Below are 14,200 nucleotides of genomic sequence, written 5' to 3' on the forward strand. Positions count from 1 at the left end.
TCGAAAATGCTTGCAAGATGGGTTGAAAACCCATCCTACCTAGGCTTCACACTCGCCGTCACGTAATTCACGCTCAAATCCCGGTCCGAGATCGACCAGCTCCACAGGATCGGGTTGAAGACGAACCCCTTGCGGTCCACCGGTTCCAGCCCGGCCTGGCGCAGCAGGTCGAACAGCTCATCCGGGGTGATGAATTTGTCCCACTCGTGCGTGCCGCGCGGCAGCCAACGCATGACGACCTCGGCCCCGATGATGGCCATCGCGTAGGATTTTGGGTTGCGATTGATGGTTGAGCAGATCAGTAACCCGCCCGGTTTCAGCAATTGCTGCGATGCGGTCAGGAAACCCAACGGATCAGCGACGTGTTCGACCACTTCCATATTCAGCACCACATCGAACTGTTCGCCTGCGGCGGCCATGTCTTCGGCGGTAGTGTGGCGGTAGTCGATCTGCAGCCCCGATTGCTCGGCATGGATGCGAGCGACCGGCAGGTTGCCTTCGGCGGCGTCGGCGCCCACGACCGTGGCGCCCAAACGCGCCATCGGTTCGCTCAATAACCCGCCGCCGCAGCCGATATCCAGCAGGCGCAAGCCTTCGAAGGGACGTGGAGCTTTCAGATCACGGTCGAACTCGCCTGCGATCTGCTGTGTGATATAATCCAGGCGACACGGATTCAGCATGTGCAGAGGTTTGAATTTCCCATGCGGGTCCCACCATTCTGCGGCCATCGCCTCGAATTTTGCGATCTCTGACGGGTCAACCGTGTTCGGATGCGCTTGCATTCCTGTCTCCGTGTGCTCTTTTACGCTTAAGGACTATATAGGGCCGTAATGGATAAGTACCCGGACCAAAAGCGCGCAGTTCAATATCTTTACCCGCCGATCGATCCGTTCGATCAGCGCGTGGTCGATATGGGTGATGGGCACCGTATTTATGTGGAACAATGCGGTAATCCCAATGGGATACCAGTGGTGATCCTGCATGGCGGGCCGGGCGGCGGCTGCAGCCCGGCGATGCGACGGTATTTCAACCCGGATGCCTATCGGGTGATTCTCTTTGATCAACGCGGATGTGGCCGGTCGCGGCCAACCGCGTCGGTCGAAAACAACACGACATGGCATCTGGTGGCAGATATCGAGCGTCTGCGCAAATTGTTCGACATCGAAGATTGGATCGTCTTTGGCGGCAGCTGGGGCGCGACACTGGCGTTGATCTATGCCCAAACACATCCAGATCGGGTAAATCGGCTGGTATTGCGCGGCGTGTTTCTGGCTACACAGGCCGAGCTGGACTGGTTTTATGGCGGTGGTGCGGGCAAATTCTGGCCTGAACAATGGGCCAAGTTCACCTCTCTCTTGCCCGAACATGAAGTAAATGACGCAATTGCGGCCTACAACAAGCGCCTGTTTTCGGGCGACCGCGCGACCGAGATCCTCTATGCCCGCGCGTGGTCGCATTGGGAAAACGCCTTGGCTTCGATCCACACCAACGGGTCGGTCGGGGAAAGCCCCGGCGAATACGCGCGAACTTTTGCGCGGCTTGAGAATCACTATTTCACGAACAAGGCGTTTCTTGAGTATGACGGGCAAATTCTGGATCAGATGGATCGGATTGCCCATATTCCTGGTCATATCGTTCAGGGACGCTATGACATGATCTGCCCACCGCAGGCTGCATGGAACCTGTCCGAGCGCTGGCCCAATGCCGAACTGAAGATGGTGCGGCAAGCCGGTCACGCCCTGTCAGAACCGGGCATCAGCGCGGAACTGGTTCGGATCATGGATCGCGTGTCGGAGGAAACGGTATGACTCGCATAGACCGTCGCGCATTATTTGCCTCGGGCGCCGCCGCCGCTTTGCTGGCGGCGACAGGAGCGTCTCTGGCCGATACGCCGAAACAGGGTGGTACCTTGCGACTGGCGGTGCCACGCGACAACAGTCTGGAACAGGTGGCGCGAGGGGCTGTCTTTGACAGCCTGACCGAGATCGCGCCCGATGGTACCCTGCGCGGAGAGCTGGCTACAAATTGGCAGACCGATGCTGATGCGCGGGTCTGGAACTTTGATCTGCGCGACGATGCTGTGTTCCACGATGGCACCAAGCTGGACGTGAACGACGTACTGGCTGTTCTGGAAGATATTGGACAGGCCGAGGCCATTGCACCTGATCGTGTGCAGCTGCAATTGGCTGAGGGCAACCCGGGACTACCATTCTTGCTGGCTGGGTCACGGTTTGTCATTGCGCGAGGGGGCGTGACGCCACTGGCTCAGGCCAACGGCACAGGATGCTACCGGGTTGAGCGGGCCGAGGATGAACGTCATTTCCGCGCACGCAGGGTGTCCAATCACTACAAAAGCGGAACGGCAGGATGGGTCGATACGCTTGAGATTATCGTGATCCCGGACGCCGGGGTGCGGGCCGAAGCATTGCGCGATGGATATGTAGATATCGCAGCGCTCCCGGCTGGTGAGGAGCTGACCGCGCAACGCGGGCTGCGATATCATCCGTCTGAGGCCGAGATGGCGTTGGCAATGGCCTCTCATGTCGGTATGCCGCGCCAGATCAGCCGGGCTGCGCTGGATGATGGGCGCATCGCCGAACGGTGGTGGCTGGCGTAAATTTGATCACGATTTGCGCCGGGGGTTGCAGACTCAGGAACTCCTGCGTATATGCAGTTGCAACAGCGGCGCGTCGGACTTCTGGTCCGGGGCTCCACCGGAAAATTCGACGGGCCGCGCGCCCGTTTTTTTGTGCCCGATAACAGGGTAGAGAACCTGAATGACAAACGACCTGATAGCCAAAGCTGCCATCGACCGGCGACTGGCCGAGATCATCACCCCTGTGATCGAGGATCTGGGGTATGAGCTTGTCCGCATTCGGCTGATGAGCGGCAAGACCACCACGATGCAGATTATGGCAGACAAGCCCGATGGCGGCATCGAAGTGGATGACTGCGCCGAGATTTCCAATGCGGTCAGCGCCACGCTGGATGTCGAAGACCCCATTTTGGACGCCTACACGCTTGAAGTTTCCAGCCCTGGAATTGACCGTCCTCTGACCCGTCTCAAAGATTTTGAGACGTTCGAAGGGTATGAGGCCAAGATCGAAACCGCAGAACTGATCGACGGTCGCCGCCGCTTCAAGGGCGAATTGGCCGGGATCGAAGGGGATGAGGTTCTGATCAACATCCCCGAGGGAGACGAGACCATTACCATCGGTCTGCAATTTGACTGGCTGAGCGATGCCAAGCTGGTTCTGACCGATGACCTGATCAAGGAAATGCTGCGCCAGCGCAAAGACGCTGGTGCCCTGAACGAAAACGCTTTCGACGAGATTGAGACCGAAGGGTCCGAAGAGGAGACGAACTGATGGCAATCACCTCAGCCAACCAGCTGGAGCTGCTGCAGACCGCCGAGGCCGTGGCCCGCGAAAAGATGATCGACCCCGGTCTGGTTGTCGAAGCGATGGAAGAATCGCTCGCCCGTGCCGCCAAGAGCCGTTACGGCGCCGAGATGGACATCCGCGTCAGCATCGACCGCAAGACCGGCAAGGCGACCTTCACCCGCGTCCGCACCGTGGTCGAGGATGAAGAGCTTGAGAACTATCAGGCCGAGATGACCGTCGAGCAGGCGCGCCAGTACATGGAATCGCCCGAGGTTGGTGACGTCTTCGTTGAAGAAGTCCCGCCCGTGGAAATGGGCCGGATTGCAGCTCAGTCCGCCAAGCAGGTCATCCTGCAGAAGGTTCGCGAAGCCGAGCGTGATCGTCAGTACGAAGAATTCAAGGATCGTGCCGGCACCATCATCAACGGTGCGGTCAAGCGTGAAGAGTTCGGCAATGTGATCGTCGATCTGGGCGGTGCCGAGGCCGTTCTGCGCCGCAATGACAAGATCGGTCGCGAAAGCTATCGCCCGAACGACCGTGTGCGCGCCTATATCAAAGAGGTTCGCCGCGAGGTGCGTGGTCACCAGATCTTCCTGTCGCGCACTGCGCCGGAATTCATGGCCGAGCTGTTCAAGATGGAAGTACCAGAAATCTATGACGGCATCATCGAGGTCAAGGCCGTTGCTCGTGATCCCGGCTCGCGCGCCAAGATTGCCGTGATTTCTTATGACGGCTCGATTGACCCCGTCGGCGCTTGTGTTGGTATGCGCGGCAGCCGCGTGCAGGCCGTGGTAAACGAGCTGCAGGGAGAGAAAATCGACATCATCCCGTGGAACGAAGATCAGCCGACTTTCCTTGTGAACGCTCTGCAGCCCGCCGAAGTTTCAAAGGTGGTTCTGGACGAAGAAGCTGGCAAGATCGAAGTTGTAGTTCCCGAGGAGCAACTGAGCCTCGCCATTGGCCGTCGTGGTCAGAACGTGCGTCTGGCCAGCCAGCTGACCAATCTGGACATCGACATCATGACCGAAGCCGAAGAATCGGCGCGCCGTCAGAAAGAATTCGAGGCTCGCACCCAGTTGTTCATGGAAACGCTGGATCTGGACGAATTCTTCGCTCAGCTGCTGGTTTCTGAAGGCTTCACCAACCTCGAAGAAGTGGCATACGTTGAAATCGACGAACTGCTGGTCATCGACGGTGTGGATGAAGGAACCGCGCAAGAACTTCAGACACGTGCACGCGAATTCCTGGAAGCTCAGGCCAAGGCGGCGCTGGATGCAGCCCGTGCGCTGGGTGCCGAGGACAGTCTTATTGAATTCGAGGGCCTGACACCCCAGATGGTAGAGGCGCTGGCCAAGGATGATGTGAAGACTCTGGAAGACTTCGCAACCTGCGCCGACTGGGAACTGGCCGGTGGCTGGACCACGGTCGATGGCGAACGCATCAAGGATGATGGTGTACTGGAGCCCTTCGGCGTGACGCTGGAAGAGGCGCAGGATCTGGTCATGACCGCGCGCATCATGCTGGGTTGGGTCGATCCGGCCGAGCTAGAGCAGGCCGAAGAAGACGGTGAAGCAACAGATGAGGAGGTCGAGGCCTGATCTCAGGCCTCGGGTGGCTGACATGGGTCGCGGTGGCGTCCATAAGGATCGGTCGGAAGGCCCTGAACGCAAGTGCATCGCCACGGGCGAGGTTCAGCCCAAATATGGCTTGATCCGCTTTGTGACGGGGCCGGATGGTCAGGTCTTTCCCGATGTCGCGGCGAAATTGCCGGGGCGTGGGGTTTACGTGGCGGCGGATCGTGCGGCGCTGGACAAGGCGGTGAACAAGAAACTGTTCTCGCGCGGGTTTAAGGCACAGGTGAGTGCCGCCAAGGAACTGACCGATGAGGTCGAGAAACAGGTGGCGCGTCGTGTGATCGAGCTGATCAGTCTGGCGCGCAAGTCCGGTGACGCGGTCGCCGGGTATGAAAAGGTCAAGTCGTGGCTGGACCGGGAAGAGGCCCAGGTGCTGATTCAGGCCTCAGACGGATCGGGGCGCGGCAAGTCGAAACTCAGCACGCCGCACTTCGGGAAATACATCGGCTGGCTGACCGCAGACGAGCTTGGGGCGGCATTTGGGCGCCAAACCGTGATTCATGCGGCCTTGGCCTCTGGCGGACTCGCCAAACGTGTTGTAGAGGAAGCGCAGCGCCTGCGTGGCTTGCGCGAAAAGGATGACGGCGGCAAGGGCCGCTCGGAAGGGTAAGAAGCTTTATGAGCGATAGTGACGGCAAAAAGACATTGGGTCTTCGTGGCGGGGCACGCCCCGGAAATGTGAAACAGAGTTTCAGCCACGGACGCACCAAGAATGTCGTGGTGGAGACCAAACGCAAACGCGTGGTCGTACCCAAGCCGGGCGCGACCAAACCAAGTGGTGGTGCGACACCTTCGGGTGATCCTTCGCGTCGCCCAGCGGGTATTTCCGATGCGGAAATGGCGCGTCGTATGAAGGCGTTGCAAGCCGCCAAAGCGCGCGAGGCTGAAGAGGCCGCTGCCCGTGAGGCGCAGGAAAAGGCGCGCGAAGAAGAACGCGCACGCCGCCGGGCCGAACAAGAGGCCAAGGAACGCGAGCAGCGTGAAGCTGAAGAGCGTGCCCGTGCCAAGGCCGAAGAGGAAGAACGCAAGCGTAAAGAGGCCGAGGAAGCAGCCCAGCGTGCTGCCGCAGCCCCGGCACCCGCCGAGCCCAAGGCCGCACGCAGCCCATCCAGCAAGCCTGCACCTGCTGCGGCACCGCGCAAGCAGGATCGCGAGCGTGAGCAGCGTGGCCGTGGCAAGGGCCGTGACGACAACCGCCGCTCGGGCAAGCTGACACTTGGTCAGGCCACTGGCGGCGAAGGCAATCGCCAACGCTCGATGGCCGCGATGAAACGCAAGCAGGAGCGTGCGCGCCAGAAGGCCATGGGCGGCACGGTCGAGCGGGAAAAGGTGATCCGCGACGTTCAGCTGCCCGAGGCGATCATGGTCTCGGAACTGGCCAACCGTATGGCCGAGCGCGTGGCTGACGTTGTCAAATCGCTGATGCAGATGGGCATGATGGTCACACAGAACCAGACCATCGACGCTGACACGGCTGAACTGATCATCGAAGAATTTGGCCACAAGGTCACGCGTGTCTCTGATTCGGATGTTGAAGACGTCATCAAAGAGGTCGAAGACAGCGATGACGATCTGCAGCCCCGTCCGCCGGTCATCACCATCATGGGTCACGTTGACCACGGTAAGACCTCGCTGCTGGATGCGATCCGCGACGCGCGTGTTGTTGCCGGCGAAGCCGGTGGAATCACGCAGCATATCGGTGCCTATCAGGTGAAAACCGATGGCGGCACCACGCTGACCTTCCTGGATACGCCGGGCCACGCAGCCTTTACTTCAATGCGGTCGCGGGGTGCTCAGGTCACGGATATCGTGGTTCTTGTTGTTGCTGCCGATGACGCAGTGATGCCGCAGACGATCGAGGCGATCAACCACGCCAAAGCGGCCGAAGTGCCGATGATCGTGGCGATCAACAAGATCGACAAGCCCGACGCGAACCCCGACAAAGTCCGCACTGACTTGTTGCAGCACGAAGTGATCGTCGAAAAGATGTCGGGTGAGGTTCAGGACGTTGAGGTCTCGGCCATGACTGGTCAGGGGCTGGACGAATTGCTGGAAGCCATTGCGCTGCAGGCCGAGATTCTGGAACTGAAAGCCAACCCAGATCGCGCCGCCCAAGGTGCCGTGATCGAGGCGCAGCTGGATGTGGGCCGTGGCCCCGTCGCCACCGTTCTGGTTCAGAACGGCACACTGCGTCAGGGCGATATCTTCGTTGTGGGTGAGCAGTACGGTAAGGTCCGTGCGCTGATCAACGACAAGGGCGACCGCGTCAAAGAAGCTGGCCCCTCAGTTCCGGTCGAGGTTCTGGGTCTCAACGGTACGCCCGAAGCAGGTGACGTTCTGAACGTGACCGAGACCGAAGCGCAGGCCCGTGAGATCGCTGCTTATCGTGAGCAAGCCGCCAAGGACAAACGCGCCGCCGCTGGTGCCGCGACCACCCTTGAACAGCTGATGCAGAAGGCGAAGGAAGACGAAAACGTCACCGAGCTGCCTATTCTGATGAAAGCGGATGTGCAGGGCTCTGCCGAAGCCATCGTTCAGGCGATGGAGAAGATCGGCAACGACGAAGTGCGCGTACGCGTTCTGCACTCGGGTGTTGGTGCGATCACCGAGACGGATGTCGGCCTGGCCGAAGCCTCTGGTGCACCGATCTTTGGCTTCAACGTGCGTGCGAACGCATCGGCGCGGAACACTGCGAACCAGAAGGGCGTCGAGATCCGCTATTACTCGGTGATCTACGATCTGGTGGATGACGTGAAAGCAGCCGCATCCGGCCTGTTGAGCGCCGAGATTCGCGAAAAGTTCATCGGTTACGCCGAGATCAAAGAGGTCTTCAAGGTTACCGGTGTTGGCAAAGTTGCCGGCTGTCTGGTCACCGAAGGTGTTGCCCGCCGCTCGGCTGGCGTACGCCTGCTGCGCGACAACGTGGTGATCCACGAAGGCACGCTGAAGACCCTCAAGCGCTTCAAGGATGAAGTGGCGGAAGTTCAGTCGGGACAGGAATGCGGTATGGCGTTCGAGAATTACGACGATATTCGCGCCGGCGACGTGATCGAGATTTTCGAACGCGAAGAGGTCACGCGTACGCTGGACTGATCCGGATCTAGAAAAAAACTTGAAACAGCGGCCCCACTAGGCCGCTGTTTTCATTTAGGTTAGTCCGTGCGCGACGACAGAAACGTGCCCGAAGGCATGATGATGTCAAAATGATGCTTGCCCTTCTGCAGATCGAAACTGACCGAATGTCCGGCCTTGCGCAGCAATTCCGCATAGTCACGGCTTTGGCGGATAAACTCGGGCGTATCCCGCTCGGCGACTGTCACCCTGTAACGGGGTCCTGGCGCGGGCAGGTTGAGGCAGGGTGAGAAATCGTGAATCTCGACCTTGGTCAGTTGCAGCGGATCATTCACCGAGGTCAGGCTGATCGGAACAAGGTCATAGATCCCGCTAATCAGGATTACATTGCGCACCCGCAGGCCAGCCTGCGCAAATGCCTTCGAAGACGTCGCCATCACCATCGCAACCAGATGGGCACCTGCACTGTGACCCGATAGCGTGATGTTTGATGGATCAAAACCCAGTGTTTCGGCCTGTGACGCAAGCCACAACAAGGCGGTACGGCATTCTTCGACCATCTGCCCCAATCTGGCATCGGGGGCGAGCGTATAATTCAGCGTGGCAAAGGCTTGCCCGTTCTCATGCAATACCGGTGCCATAGGGGCCGACTCACGCTGACTAAGCGCCTGCCAATAGCCACCATGAATAAAGACATGCAAAGGCGCGTTGGCGCCAGGTGCGGGGAAGAAATCCAGAACTTGCGTCGGGCTGTCGCCATAGGAACGGTTTTCCTGCATCCTAATTTCAGACCGTGCCTGTGCGCTGAGGGCAGAATAGCTGGCTAGATATGGCGTCAGATCACCGCCAATCATTGAGCTAGGGGAATACTCCTGCTCAAGCTCTTCTTGGGTGAATCCGCGATACAGCATGGCCTATTCCCCAGTATACATCAGTTCGGTTCGCACGTCGTAGAGGTCGTGGAAAAACCGCAACTCCAGCGCCTTGCGCAGGAAGGCCACGCCGCTAGATCCACCCGTTCCGGGCTGCATTCCGATCACGCGCTCAACCGCGGTTGCATGATCGAATCGCCATCTCTGGAACAGAGATTCCACATCCATCAGTTTTTCGGCCAGCGCGTAAAGATCCCAGTATTGTTCCGTGTTGCGGAACACTTCGACCCAGATTTTGACGATACGCGGATCGCCGGAATAGGGCTTTGCGTAATCCCGCTCGATCAGATCATGCGGCACGTCAAACCCTTGCCGGGCCAGCATCCGCAGCACTTCGTCATAGAGCGAGGGTTTGGTAAGAGCCGCGTTCAGCATCTCCATCACTTCTGGGTCATGCGCATGCACTTTCAGGGTCGCGGGATCTTTGTTGCCCAGAATGAACTCGATTTGGCGATAGCCATAGCTTTGAAAGCCTGACGAACTGCCTAATGCGTCCCGAAACGTCATGTAGTCCGCGGGAGTCATAGTCAGTAGCGTCTCCCACGCGGCGATCAACTGCCGTTGGATCGCCTTGATCCGGTCGAGGTTCTTCATCGCGGGACCGAAATCGTCCTGCTGCAAGAACCGGCGGACTTCGACAAGTTGATGGTGCATCAGTTTCAGCCACAGTTCGCTGACCTGATGAATGATGATGAACAACATCTCATCAGGTTGGGCCGGGTCCTGAAAGGTCTTTTGCAGGTTCAGCAGAGTCTTAAGTTGCAGAAAATCCCCATAGCTTTTGCGGTGAGTTTCTGTGAAATCGGTGACCAGAGACTCTTCGATTCCCCGTTCTGTATACCTGTCTTTGTCGCCCATGTGCTCCTCCAGACGCGCGGATTTATCCATGTTTAGGGACAAAACCCGCACGGTTCCAGAGCGTTAGGTCCAGTCCAGAACCACCTTGCCTGATTGCCCGGATTTCATGGCCTTGAATCCCTGAGTAAAGTCATCGACTGCGAACTGGTGGGTGATTACGCGGCTGACATCCAGCCCGTTCTGCAACATGGCGATCATCTTGTACCAGGTCTCGAACATCTCGCGCCCATAGACACCCTTGATGGTGATCGCCTTGAACACGATACGCGACCAGTCCACCGGAGATTTTCCGGGCGGAATCCCCAACAGTGCGATCTTGCCGCCCATCACCAGTGCTTCGACCATCTGGTCCAGCGCGGCTTGCGAGCCCGACATTTCAAGCCCGACATCAAAGCCCTGAGTCATGCCCAGTTCCGCGATGACATCCTGCAGATCCTCTTTGGACACATCAACTGTGCGTACCGTTGGTACCACGTGTTCGGCCAGTTTCAGGCGGTCGGGGTTGATATCGGTGATCACTACATGCCGGGCACCGGCATGACGGGCAACGGCGGCGGCCATGATGCCGATAGGGCCTGCGCCAGTAATCAATACGTCCTCGCCCAGCAGATCGAAGCTGAGTGCAGTGTGCACGGCATTGCCCAGCGGGTCGAGGATCGCCCCGATCTCATCCGGTACGTCGTCAGGCAGGGGCACCACGTTAAAGGCAGGCAGTTTCAGGTATTGCGCAAAGGCACCCTGTTCATTCACACCGATACCGCGCGTGCCGGGATCAAGGTGGAACTTGCCCGCACGGCTCTGGCGGCTGTCAGGGGTGATCAGATGCCCCTCGCCTGAACAGCGCTGGCCGACCGTCATCCCTGTCACGTTGCGACCCAATTCAACAATTTCACCCGCGAACTCGTGGCCGGTGATCATCGGGATCGGCACGGTGGCCGCAGCCCATTCATCCCAGTTCCAGATATGAATATCCGTGCCGCAAATCCCGGTCTTGTTGATGCGGATCAGAACCTCGTCGGGGCCGATCTCGGGTACTGGGGCCTGCACCATCCACAGACCTTCCTCGGGCTTGGATTTCTCAAGGGCTTTCATCGTGTTGGGCCGCATCAGATTATCCCCAATTCTTTGCCGACCCTGCCAAATGCCGCGAGCGCCCGGTCTAATTCGTCGCGAGTTAGAGCCGCATTCATCTGCGTTCTGATTCGGGCCTGACCACGCGGCACGACAGGGAAGAAAAAGCCCGAAACATAGACGCCTTCGTCAAACAATCGCGATGCCATATCCTGCGCCAGGGTCGCTTCACCCAGCATGACCGGGATGATCGGGTGTTCGCCCGGAAGTAGGTCGAAGCCCAGATTCTCTAACCCGGCGCGCCAGTACTTGGCATTGCCGAACAATTGGGCGCGCAGCATGTCACCTTCTTCAACCAGACGGATTGCCTCAAGCCCTGCGGCAACGATGGACGGCGGCAGCGAGTTTGAGAACAGATAGGGCCGCGCCCGCTGCCGCAGCAGGTCGATCACTGGCTGCGGCCCGGCGATATAACCGCCGATTGCCCCCCCAAGTGCCTTGCCCAAAGTTCCCGTCAGAATATCCACGTCGACGCCGAAGTGGTCCGGCGTGCCCGCTCCGTTTGGCCCCATAAAGCCGGTGGCGTGGCAGTCATCGACCATCACGATGGCGTCGTATTTGTTGGCCAGCTCGCGAATCTTCGGCAGATTGGCCAGATAGCCATCCATTGAGAACACGCCATCGGTTGCGATCATGATATGCCGCGCCCCGTCCTCGCGCGCTTGTTTCAGCCACGCTTCGAGGTCATTCATGTCGTTGTTCATGTAGCGATAGCGTTTTGCCTTACACAGCCGTACCCCGTCGATGATCGAGGCATGATTTAGACTGTCAGAGATAATGGCGTCTTCGGGCCCTAACAAAGGCTCAAACAACCCGCCATTGGCGTCGAAGCAGGCAGCGAACAGAATTGAATCGTCCTTGTTCAGGAACTTTGCCAGCTTCTGCTCAAGTTCACGATGAATGTCCTGCGTACCGCAGATGAACCGGACCGAGGCCATGCCGAACCCCTTGGGCTCCATTGCGCCTTTGGCGGCGTTGATCAGCGCAGGGTGATCGGCCAAACCCAGATAGTTGTTGGCGCACAGGTTGATCACCTGCTTGTCGCCCACTGTAATCTCACCGCCCTGAGGCGAGGTGATCATTCGTTCGCGCTTGTACAGACCCTCTGCCTCAATCTGCGCGAGTGTATCCGAAATATGGGACAGGAATGCATCAGCCATGGCGACCTCCGTTAATCTGAGTCGCACGTCTAACATAGCGGATGAAATTCCCAAATAGGAGAATTACAGTATTTGGGAAAAATATCCGTGAAGGCGGAATCTTGCCCGTTCAGGCGTTTTTTACGATCAGGAAAACGCGGGCCGGGTTTTCAGCGCTTATCGAATGCGTAATATCGGCGGCATACCGGGCGGTATCCCCTTGTTTCAGATCGCTGGATGCCGTTCCCGAAGTGACACGGACGGCGCCTTCCAGCACAGTCAGTTGCTCTCGTGCGCCGCGCGCATGAGGCTGGCTGTTCAGGCTCCCATTGGCCTGAAACTGAATATCATAGACCTCGTGTCCTCCGGCCTCTTCGGGGGGAGAGAGGATGCGAATCCGGCATTTCTCGCCCATATTGTCGATACTGGGCACTTCTGCTTGACGCAGCACTTCGATCTGGTCGGTCGTTTTGGCGTCTTCCAACAGTCCGGCGAAATCCACCTGCAGAGCGCGCGTCAGGTTCCACAGAGTCGAAATTGTGGGGCTGCTTTCACCACGCTCGATCTGGCTGACCATGGAACGCGAGACGCCGCTGAGGTTGGCGACCGCCTCAAGCGACAGGCCTTTGGCGCGGCGCGCCTCTTTCAATCGGGCGGGCAGGCGCGTCAGAATATCGTCTGTGTTTTCCGTCATGACGGAATCCATGGGTGTTGCGCAACGTAATGTCAATTCCGGCGTGACAGTGAGTCTAATATGAAGATCATGCTGCAGGTGCATAATGGGCGCGAGACTTGGAGGAGAAAACATGACGGACATAGTAATACTGGACGGTGCGCGCACAGCCATCGGGACCTTTGGCGGTGCGTTGGCCTCGACCGCTCCGATCGATCTGGCGACCGTGGCGACCGAGGCGGCAATGGAGCGTTCGGGCGTTGAAGGCGCGCAGATTGATCATGTTGTCTTTGGTCATGTGATCAACACCGAACCGCGCGACATGTATCTGTCGCGAGTCGCCGCAATGCAGGCGGGTATTCCGAACGGGACTCCGGCGATGAACGTGAACCGGCTGTGCGGTTCGGGGGCGCAGGCAGTAGTGTCGGCGGTGCAGGCGCTGATGCTAGGCGATGCCGAGTTTGCCGTGGCGGGCGGTGCCGAAAGCATGTCGCGCAGCCCTTATGTCGTACCGCAGGCCCGTTGGGGGGCGAAGATGGGCGATGTCAAATCGCTCGACATGATGCTGGGCGCGCTGAACTGCCCATTCGGCACCGGGCATATGGGGGTGACCGCCGAGAATGTGGCGGATGAACACCAGATCAGCCGCGAACAGATGGACGCGTTTGCGCTGACCAGCCAGACCCGTGCGGCTGCGGCGATTGAGGCCGGGTATTTCGACAGCCAAATCGCGCCGGTGCAGGTCAAGGTCAAGCGCGACAAGGTCGACTTCAAGGTCGATGAACATCCCAAGGCCACCACTGCCGAGGCGCTGGCCGGATTGCGCCCGGTATTCCAGAAAGATGGGCGGGTGACGGCAGGCAACGCCTCGGGCATCAATGACGGCGCGGCGGCGATGGTTTTGGCGACAGCGGATGCTGCAGAAAAGGCGGGCTTGAAACCTAAAGCGCGCGTGATTGGCTATGCCCATGCCGGCGTGCGACCCGAGGTGATGGGCATCGGCCCGGTTCCAGCTGTGCAGAACCTGTTCGCAAAGACGGGTCTGTCTTCGGATGATTTCGACGTGATCGAAAGCAACGAGGCGTTTGCGGCGCAAGCTCTGGCCGTCAATCAGGAATTGGGTCTGGACGCTGCAAAGGTGAATCCGAACGGTGGGGCTATTGCACTGGGCCATCCGGTGGGCGCCACAGGGGCGATTATCACGCTTAAGGCATTGTATGAGTTGGAGCGTATTGGCGGATCGAAAGGTCTGATCACCATGTGCATCGGCGGAGGTCAGGGGATTGCCCTCGCCATCGAGCGGCTCTGAGTTGGACCGGGGCAAGGGGGGGCTGTCTGCCCCCCATCGCGCCGGGGCGCGATTCCCCCCGAAGGTATT

The 14,200-nt window shown here is 58.9% G+C and carries 13 protein-coding genes; 7 read left to right on the forward strand and 6 right to left on the reverse strand.

The window, feature by feature from the left end; all coding sequences use genetic code 11:
* Positions 1-35 precede the first annotated feature (35 nt).
* Positions 36-782 (reverse strand): bifunctional 2-polyprenyl-6-hydroxyphenol methylase/3-demethylubiquinol 3-O-methyltransferase UbiG, encoded by a 747-nt coding sequence (ubiG, locus tag ACR0AY_RS19380; RefSeq protein ID WP_170515679.1) that lies wholly within the window; start codon positions 780-782, stop codon positions 36-38.
* A gap of 48 nt (positions 783-830) precedes the next feature.
* Between ubiG and pip the strand changes: the two genes are divergently transcribed.
* From pip to infB, 6 genes are all read left to right on the forward strand, one after another.
* Positions 831-1,808: a prolyl aminopeptidase gene (pip, locus tag ACR0AY_RS19385; RefSeq protein ID WP_170515365.1), complete on the forward strand. Its 978-nt coding sequence runs from the start codon at positions 831-833 to the stop codon at positions 1,806-1,808.
* The gene (locus ACR0AY_RS19390) at positions 1,805-2,617 is read left to right on the forward strand and encodes an ABC transporter substrate-binding protein (protein ID WP_170408665.1); all 813 of its coding nucleotides are present in this window, start codon (positions 1,805-1,807) and stop codon (positions 2,615-2,617) included. The genes pip and ACR0AY_RS19390 overlap by 4 nt, the downstream gene beginning before the upstream one ends.
* Before the next feature lie 160 nt (positions 2,618-2,777).
* A complete protein-coding gene (rimP, locus tag ACR0AY_RS19395) occupies positions 2,778-3,368 on the forward strand; it encodes a ribosome maturation factor RimP (protein ID WP_010442531.1) in 591 nt (196 codons plus the stop codon).
* Positions 3,368-4,981, forward strand: a complete 1,614-nt coding sequence (gene nusA / locus ACR0AY_RS19400) for a transcription termination factor NusA (RefSeq protein ID WP_170395353.1) — start codon at positions 3,368-3,370, stop codon at positions 4,979-4,981. The genes rimP and nusA overlap by 1 nt, the downstream gene beginning before the upstream one ends.
* A gap of 22 nt (positions 4,982-5,003) precedes the next feature.
* Positions 5,004-5,627: an RNA-binding protein gene (locus ACR0AY_RS19405; protein ID WP_170515676.1), complete on the forward strand. Its 624-nt coding sequence runs from the start codon at positions 5,004-5,006 to the stop codon at positions 5,625-5,627.
* 8 nt (positions 5,628-5,635) lie between these two features.
* On the forward strand, positions 5,636-8,110 hold the full coding sequence (gene infB / locus ACR0AY_RS19410; RefSeq protein ID WP_170395359.1) for a translation initiation factor IF-2: 2,475 nt from the start codon (positions 5,636-5,638) through the stop codon (positions 8,108-8,110).
* A gap of 59 nt (positions 8,111-8,169) precedes the next feature.
* On the opposite strand, the gene ACR0AY_RS19415 is transcribed toward infB, so the two are convergent.
* The 5 genes from ACR0AY_RS19415 to ACR0AY_RS19435 all read right to left on the reverse strand — a co-directional run bounded on the left by ACR0AY_RS19415 (position 8,170) and on the right by ACR0AY_RS19435 (position 12,843).
* Positions 8,170-9,000 (reverse strand): alpha/beta hydrolase, encoded by an 831-nt coding sequence (locus tag ACR0AY_RS19415; RefSeq protein ID WP_170423357.1) that lies wholly within the window; start codon positions 8,998-9,000, stop codon positions 8,170-8,172.
* Positions 9,001-9,003: 3 nt separating this feature from the next.
* Positions 9,004-9,909, reverse strand: coding sequence for a tryptophan 2,3-dioxygenase (locus tag ACR0AY_RS19420; protein ID WP_480454511.1), 906 nt, complete (start codon positions 9,907-9,909; stop codon positions 9,004-9,006).
* Between the two features lie 33 nt (positions 9,910-9,942).
* Positions 9,943-10,971 carry an L-threonine 3-dehydrogenase gene (tdh, locus tag ACR0AY_RS19425; RefSeq protein ID WP_170515826.1) on the reverse strand — a complete coding sequence of 343 codons (1,029 nt, stop codon included), beginning with the start codon at positions 10,969-10,971 and terminating at the stop codon, positions 9,943-9,945.
* Between the two features lie 14 nt (positions 10,972-10,985).
* Positions 10,986-12,170 carry a glycine C-acetyltransferase gene (locus tag ACR0AY_RS19430; RefSeq protein ID WP_170515670.1) on the reverse strand — a complete coding sequence of 395 codons (1,185 nt, stop codon included), beginning with the start codon at positions 12,168-12,170 and terminating at the stop codon, positions 10,986-10,988.
* 109 nt (positions 12,171-12,279) lie between these two features.
* Positions 12,280-12,843 carry a helix-turn-helix domain-containing protein gene (locus ACR0AY_RS19435; RefSeq protein ID WP_170395365.1) on the reverse strand — a complete coding sequence of 188 codons (564 nt, stop codon included), beginning with the start codon at positions 12,841-12,843 and terminating at the stop codon, positions 12,280-12,282.
* Between the two features lie 112 nt (positions 12,844-12,955).
* Between ACR0AY_RS19435 and ACR0AY_RS19440 the strand changes: the two genes are divergently transcribed.
* Positions 12,956-14,131 carry an acetyl-CoA C-acyltransferase family protein gene (locus ACR0AY_RS19440; RefSeq protein ID WP_170515667.1) on the forward strand — a complete coding sequence of 392 codons (1,176 nt, stop codon included), beginning with the start codon at positions 12,956-12,958 and terminating at the stop codon, positions 14,129-14,131.
* Positions 14,132-14,200 lie beyond the last annotated feature (69 nt).

The sequence above is a fragment of the Ruegeria sp. A5 genome, assembly GCF_056543005.1.

Excerpts from the sequence above, each read along its gene's own strand:
- ubiG (WP_170515679.1), bottom strand. The coding sequence starts at position 782 with ATGCAAGCGCATCCGAACACGGTTGACCCGTCAGAGATCGCAAAATTC.
- pip (WP_170515365.1), top strand. The coding sequence starts at position 831 with ATGGATAAGTACCCGGACCAAAAGCGCGCAGTTCAATATCTTTACCCG.
- ACR0AY_RS19390 (WP_170408665.1), top strand. The coding sequence starts at position 1,805 with ATGACTCGCATAGACCGTCGCGCATTATTTGCCTCGGGCGCCGCCGCC.
- rimP (WP_010442531.1), top strand. The coding sequence starts at position 2,778 with ATGACAAACGACCTGATAGCCAAAGCTGCCATCGACCGGCGACTGGCC.
- nusA (WP_170395353.1), top strand. The coding sequence starts at position 3,368 with ATGGCAATCACCTCAGCCAACCAGCTGGAGCTGCTGCAGACCGCCGAG.
- ACR0AY_RS19405 (WP_170515676.1), top strand. The coding sequence starts at position 5,004 with ATGGGTCGCGGTGGCGTCCATAAGGATCGGTCGGAAGGCCCTGAACGC.
- infB (WP_170395359.1), top strand. The coding sequence starts at position 5,636 with ATGAGCGATAGTGACGGCAAAAAGACATTGGGTCTTCGTGGCGGGGCA.
- ACR0AY_RS19415 (WP_170423357.1), bottom strand. The coding sequence starts at position 9,000 with ATGCTGTATCGCGGATTCACCCAAGAAGAGCTTGAGCAGGAGTATTCC.
- ACR0AY_RS19420 (WP_480454511.1), bottom strand. The coding sequence starts at position 9,909 with ATGGATAAATCCGCGCGTCTGGAGGAGCACATGGGCGACAAAGACAGG.
- tdh (WP_170515826.1), bottom strand. The coding sequence starts at position 10,971 with ATGAAAGCCCTTGAGAAATCCAAGCCCGAGGAAGGTCTGTGGATGGTG.
- ACR0AY_RS19430 (WP_170515670.1), bottom strand. The coding sequence starts at position 12,170 with ATGGCTGATGCATTCCTGTCCCATATTTCGGATACACTCGCGCAGATT.
- ACR0AY_RS19435 (WP_170395365.1), bottom strand. The coding sequence starts at position 12,843 with ATGACGGAAAACACAGACGATATTCTGACGCGCCTGCCCGCCCGATTG.
- ACR0AY_RS19440 (WP_170515667.1), top strand. The coding sequence starts at position 12,956 with ATGACGGACATAGTAATACTGGACGGTGCGCGCACAGCCATCGGGACC.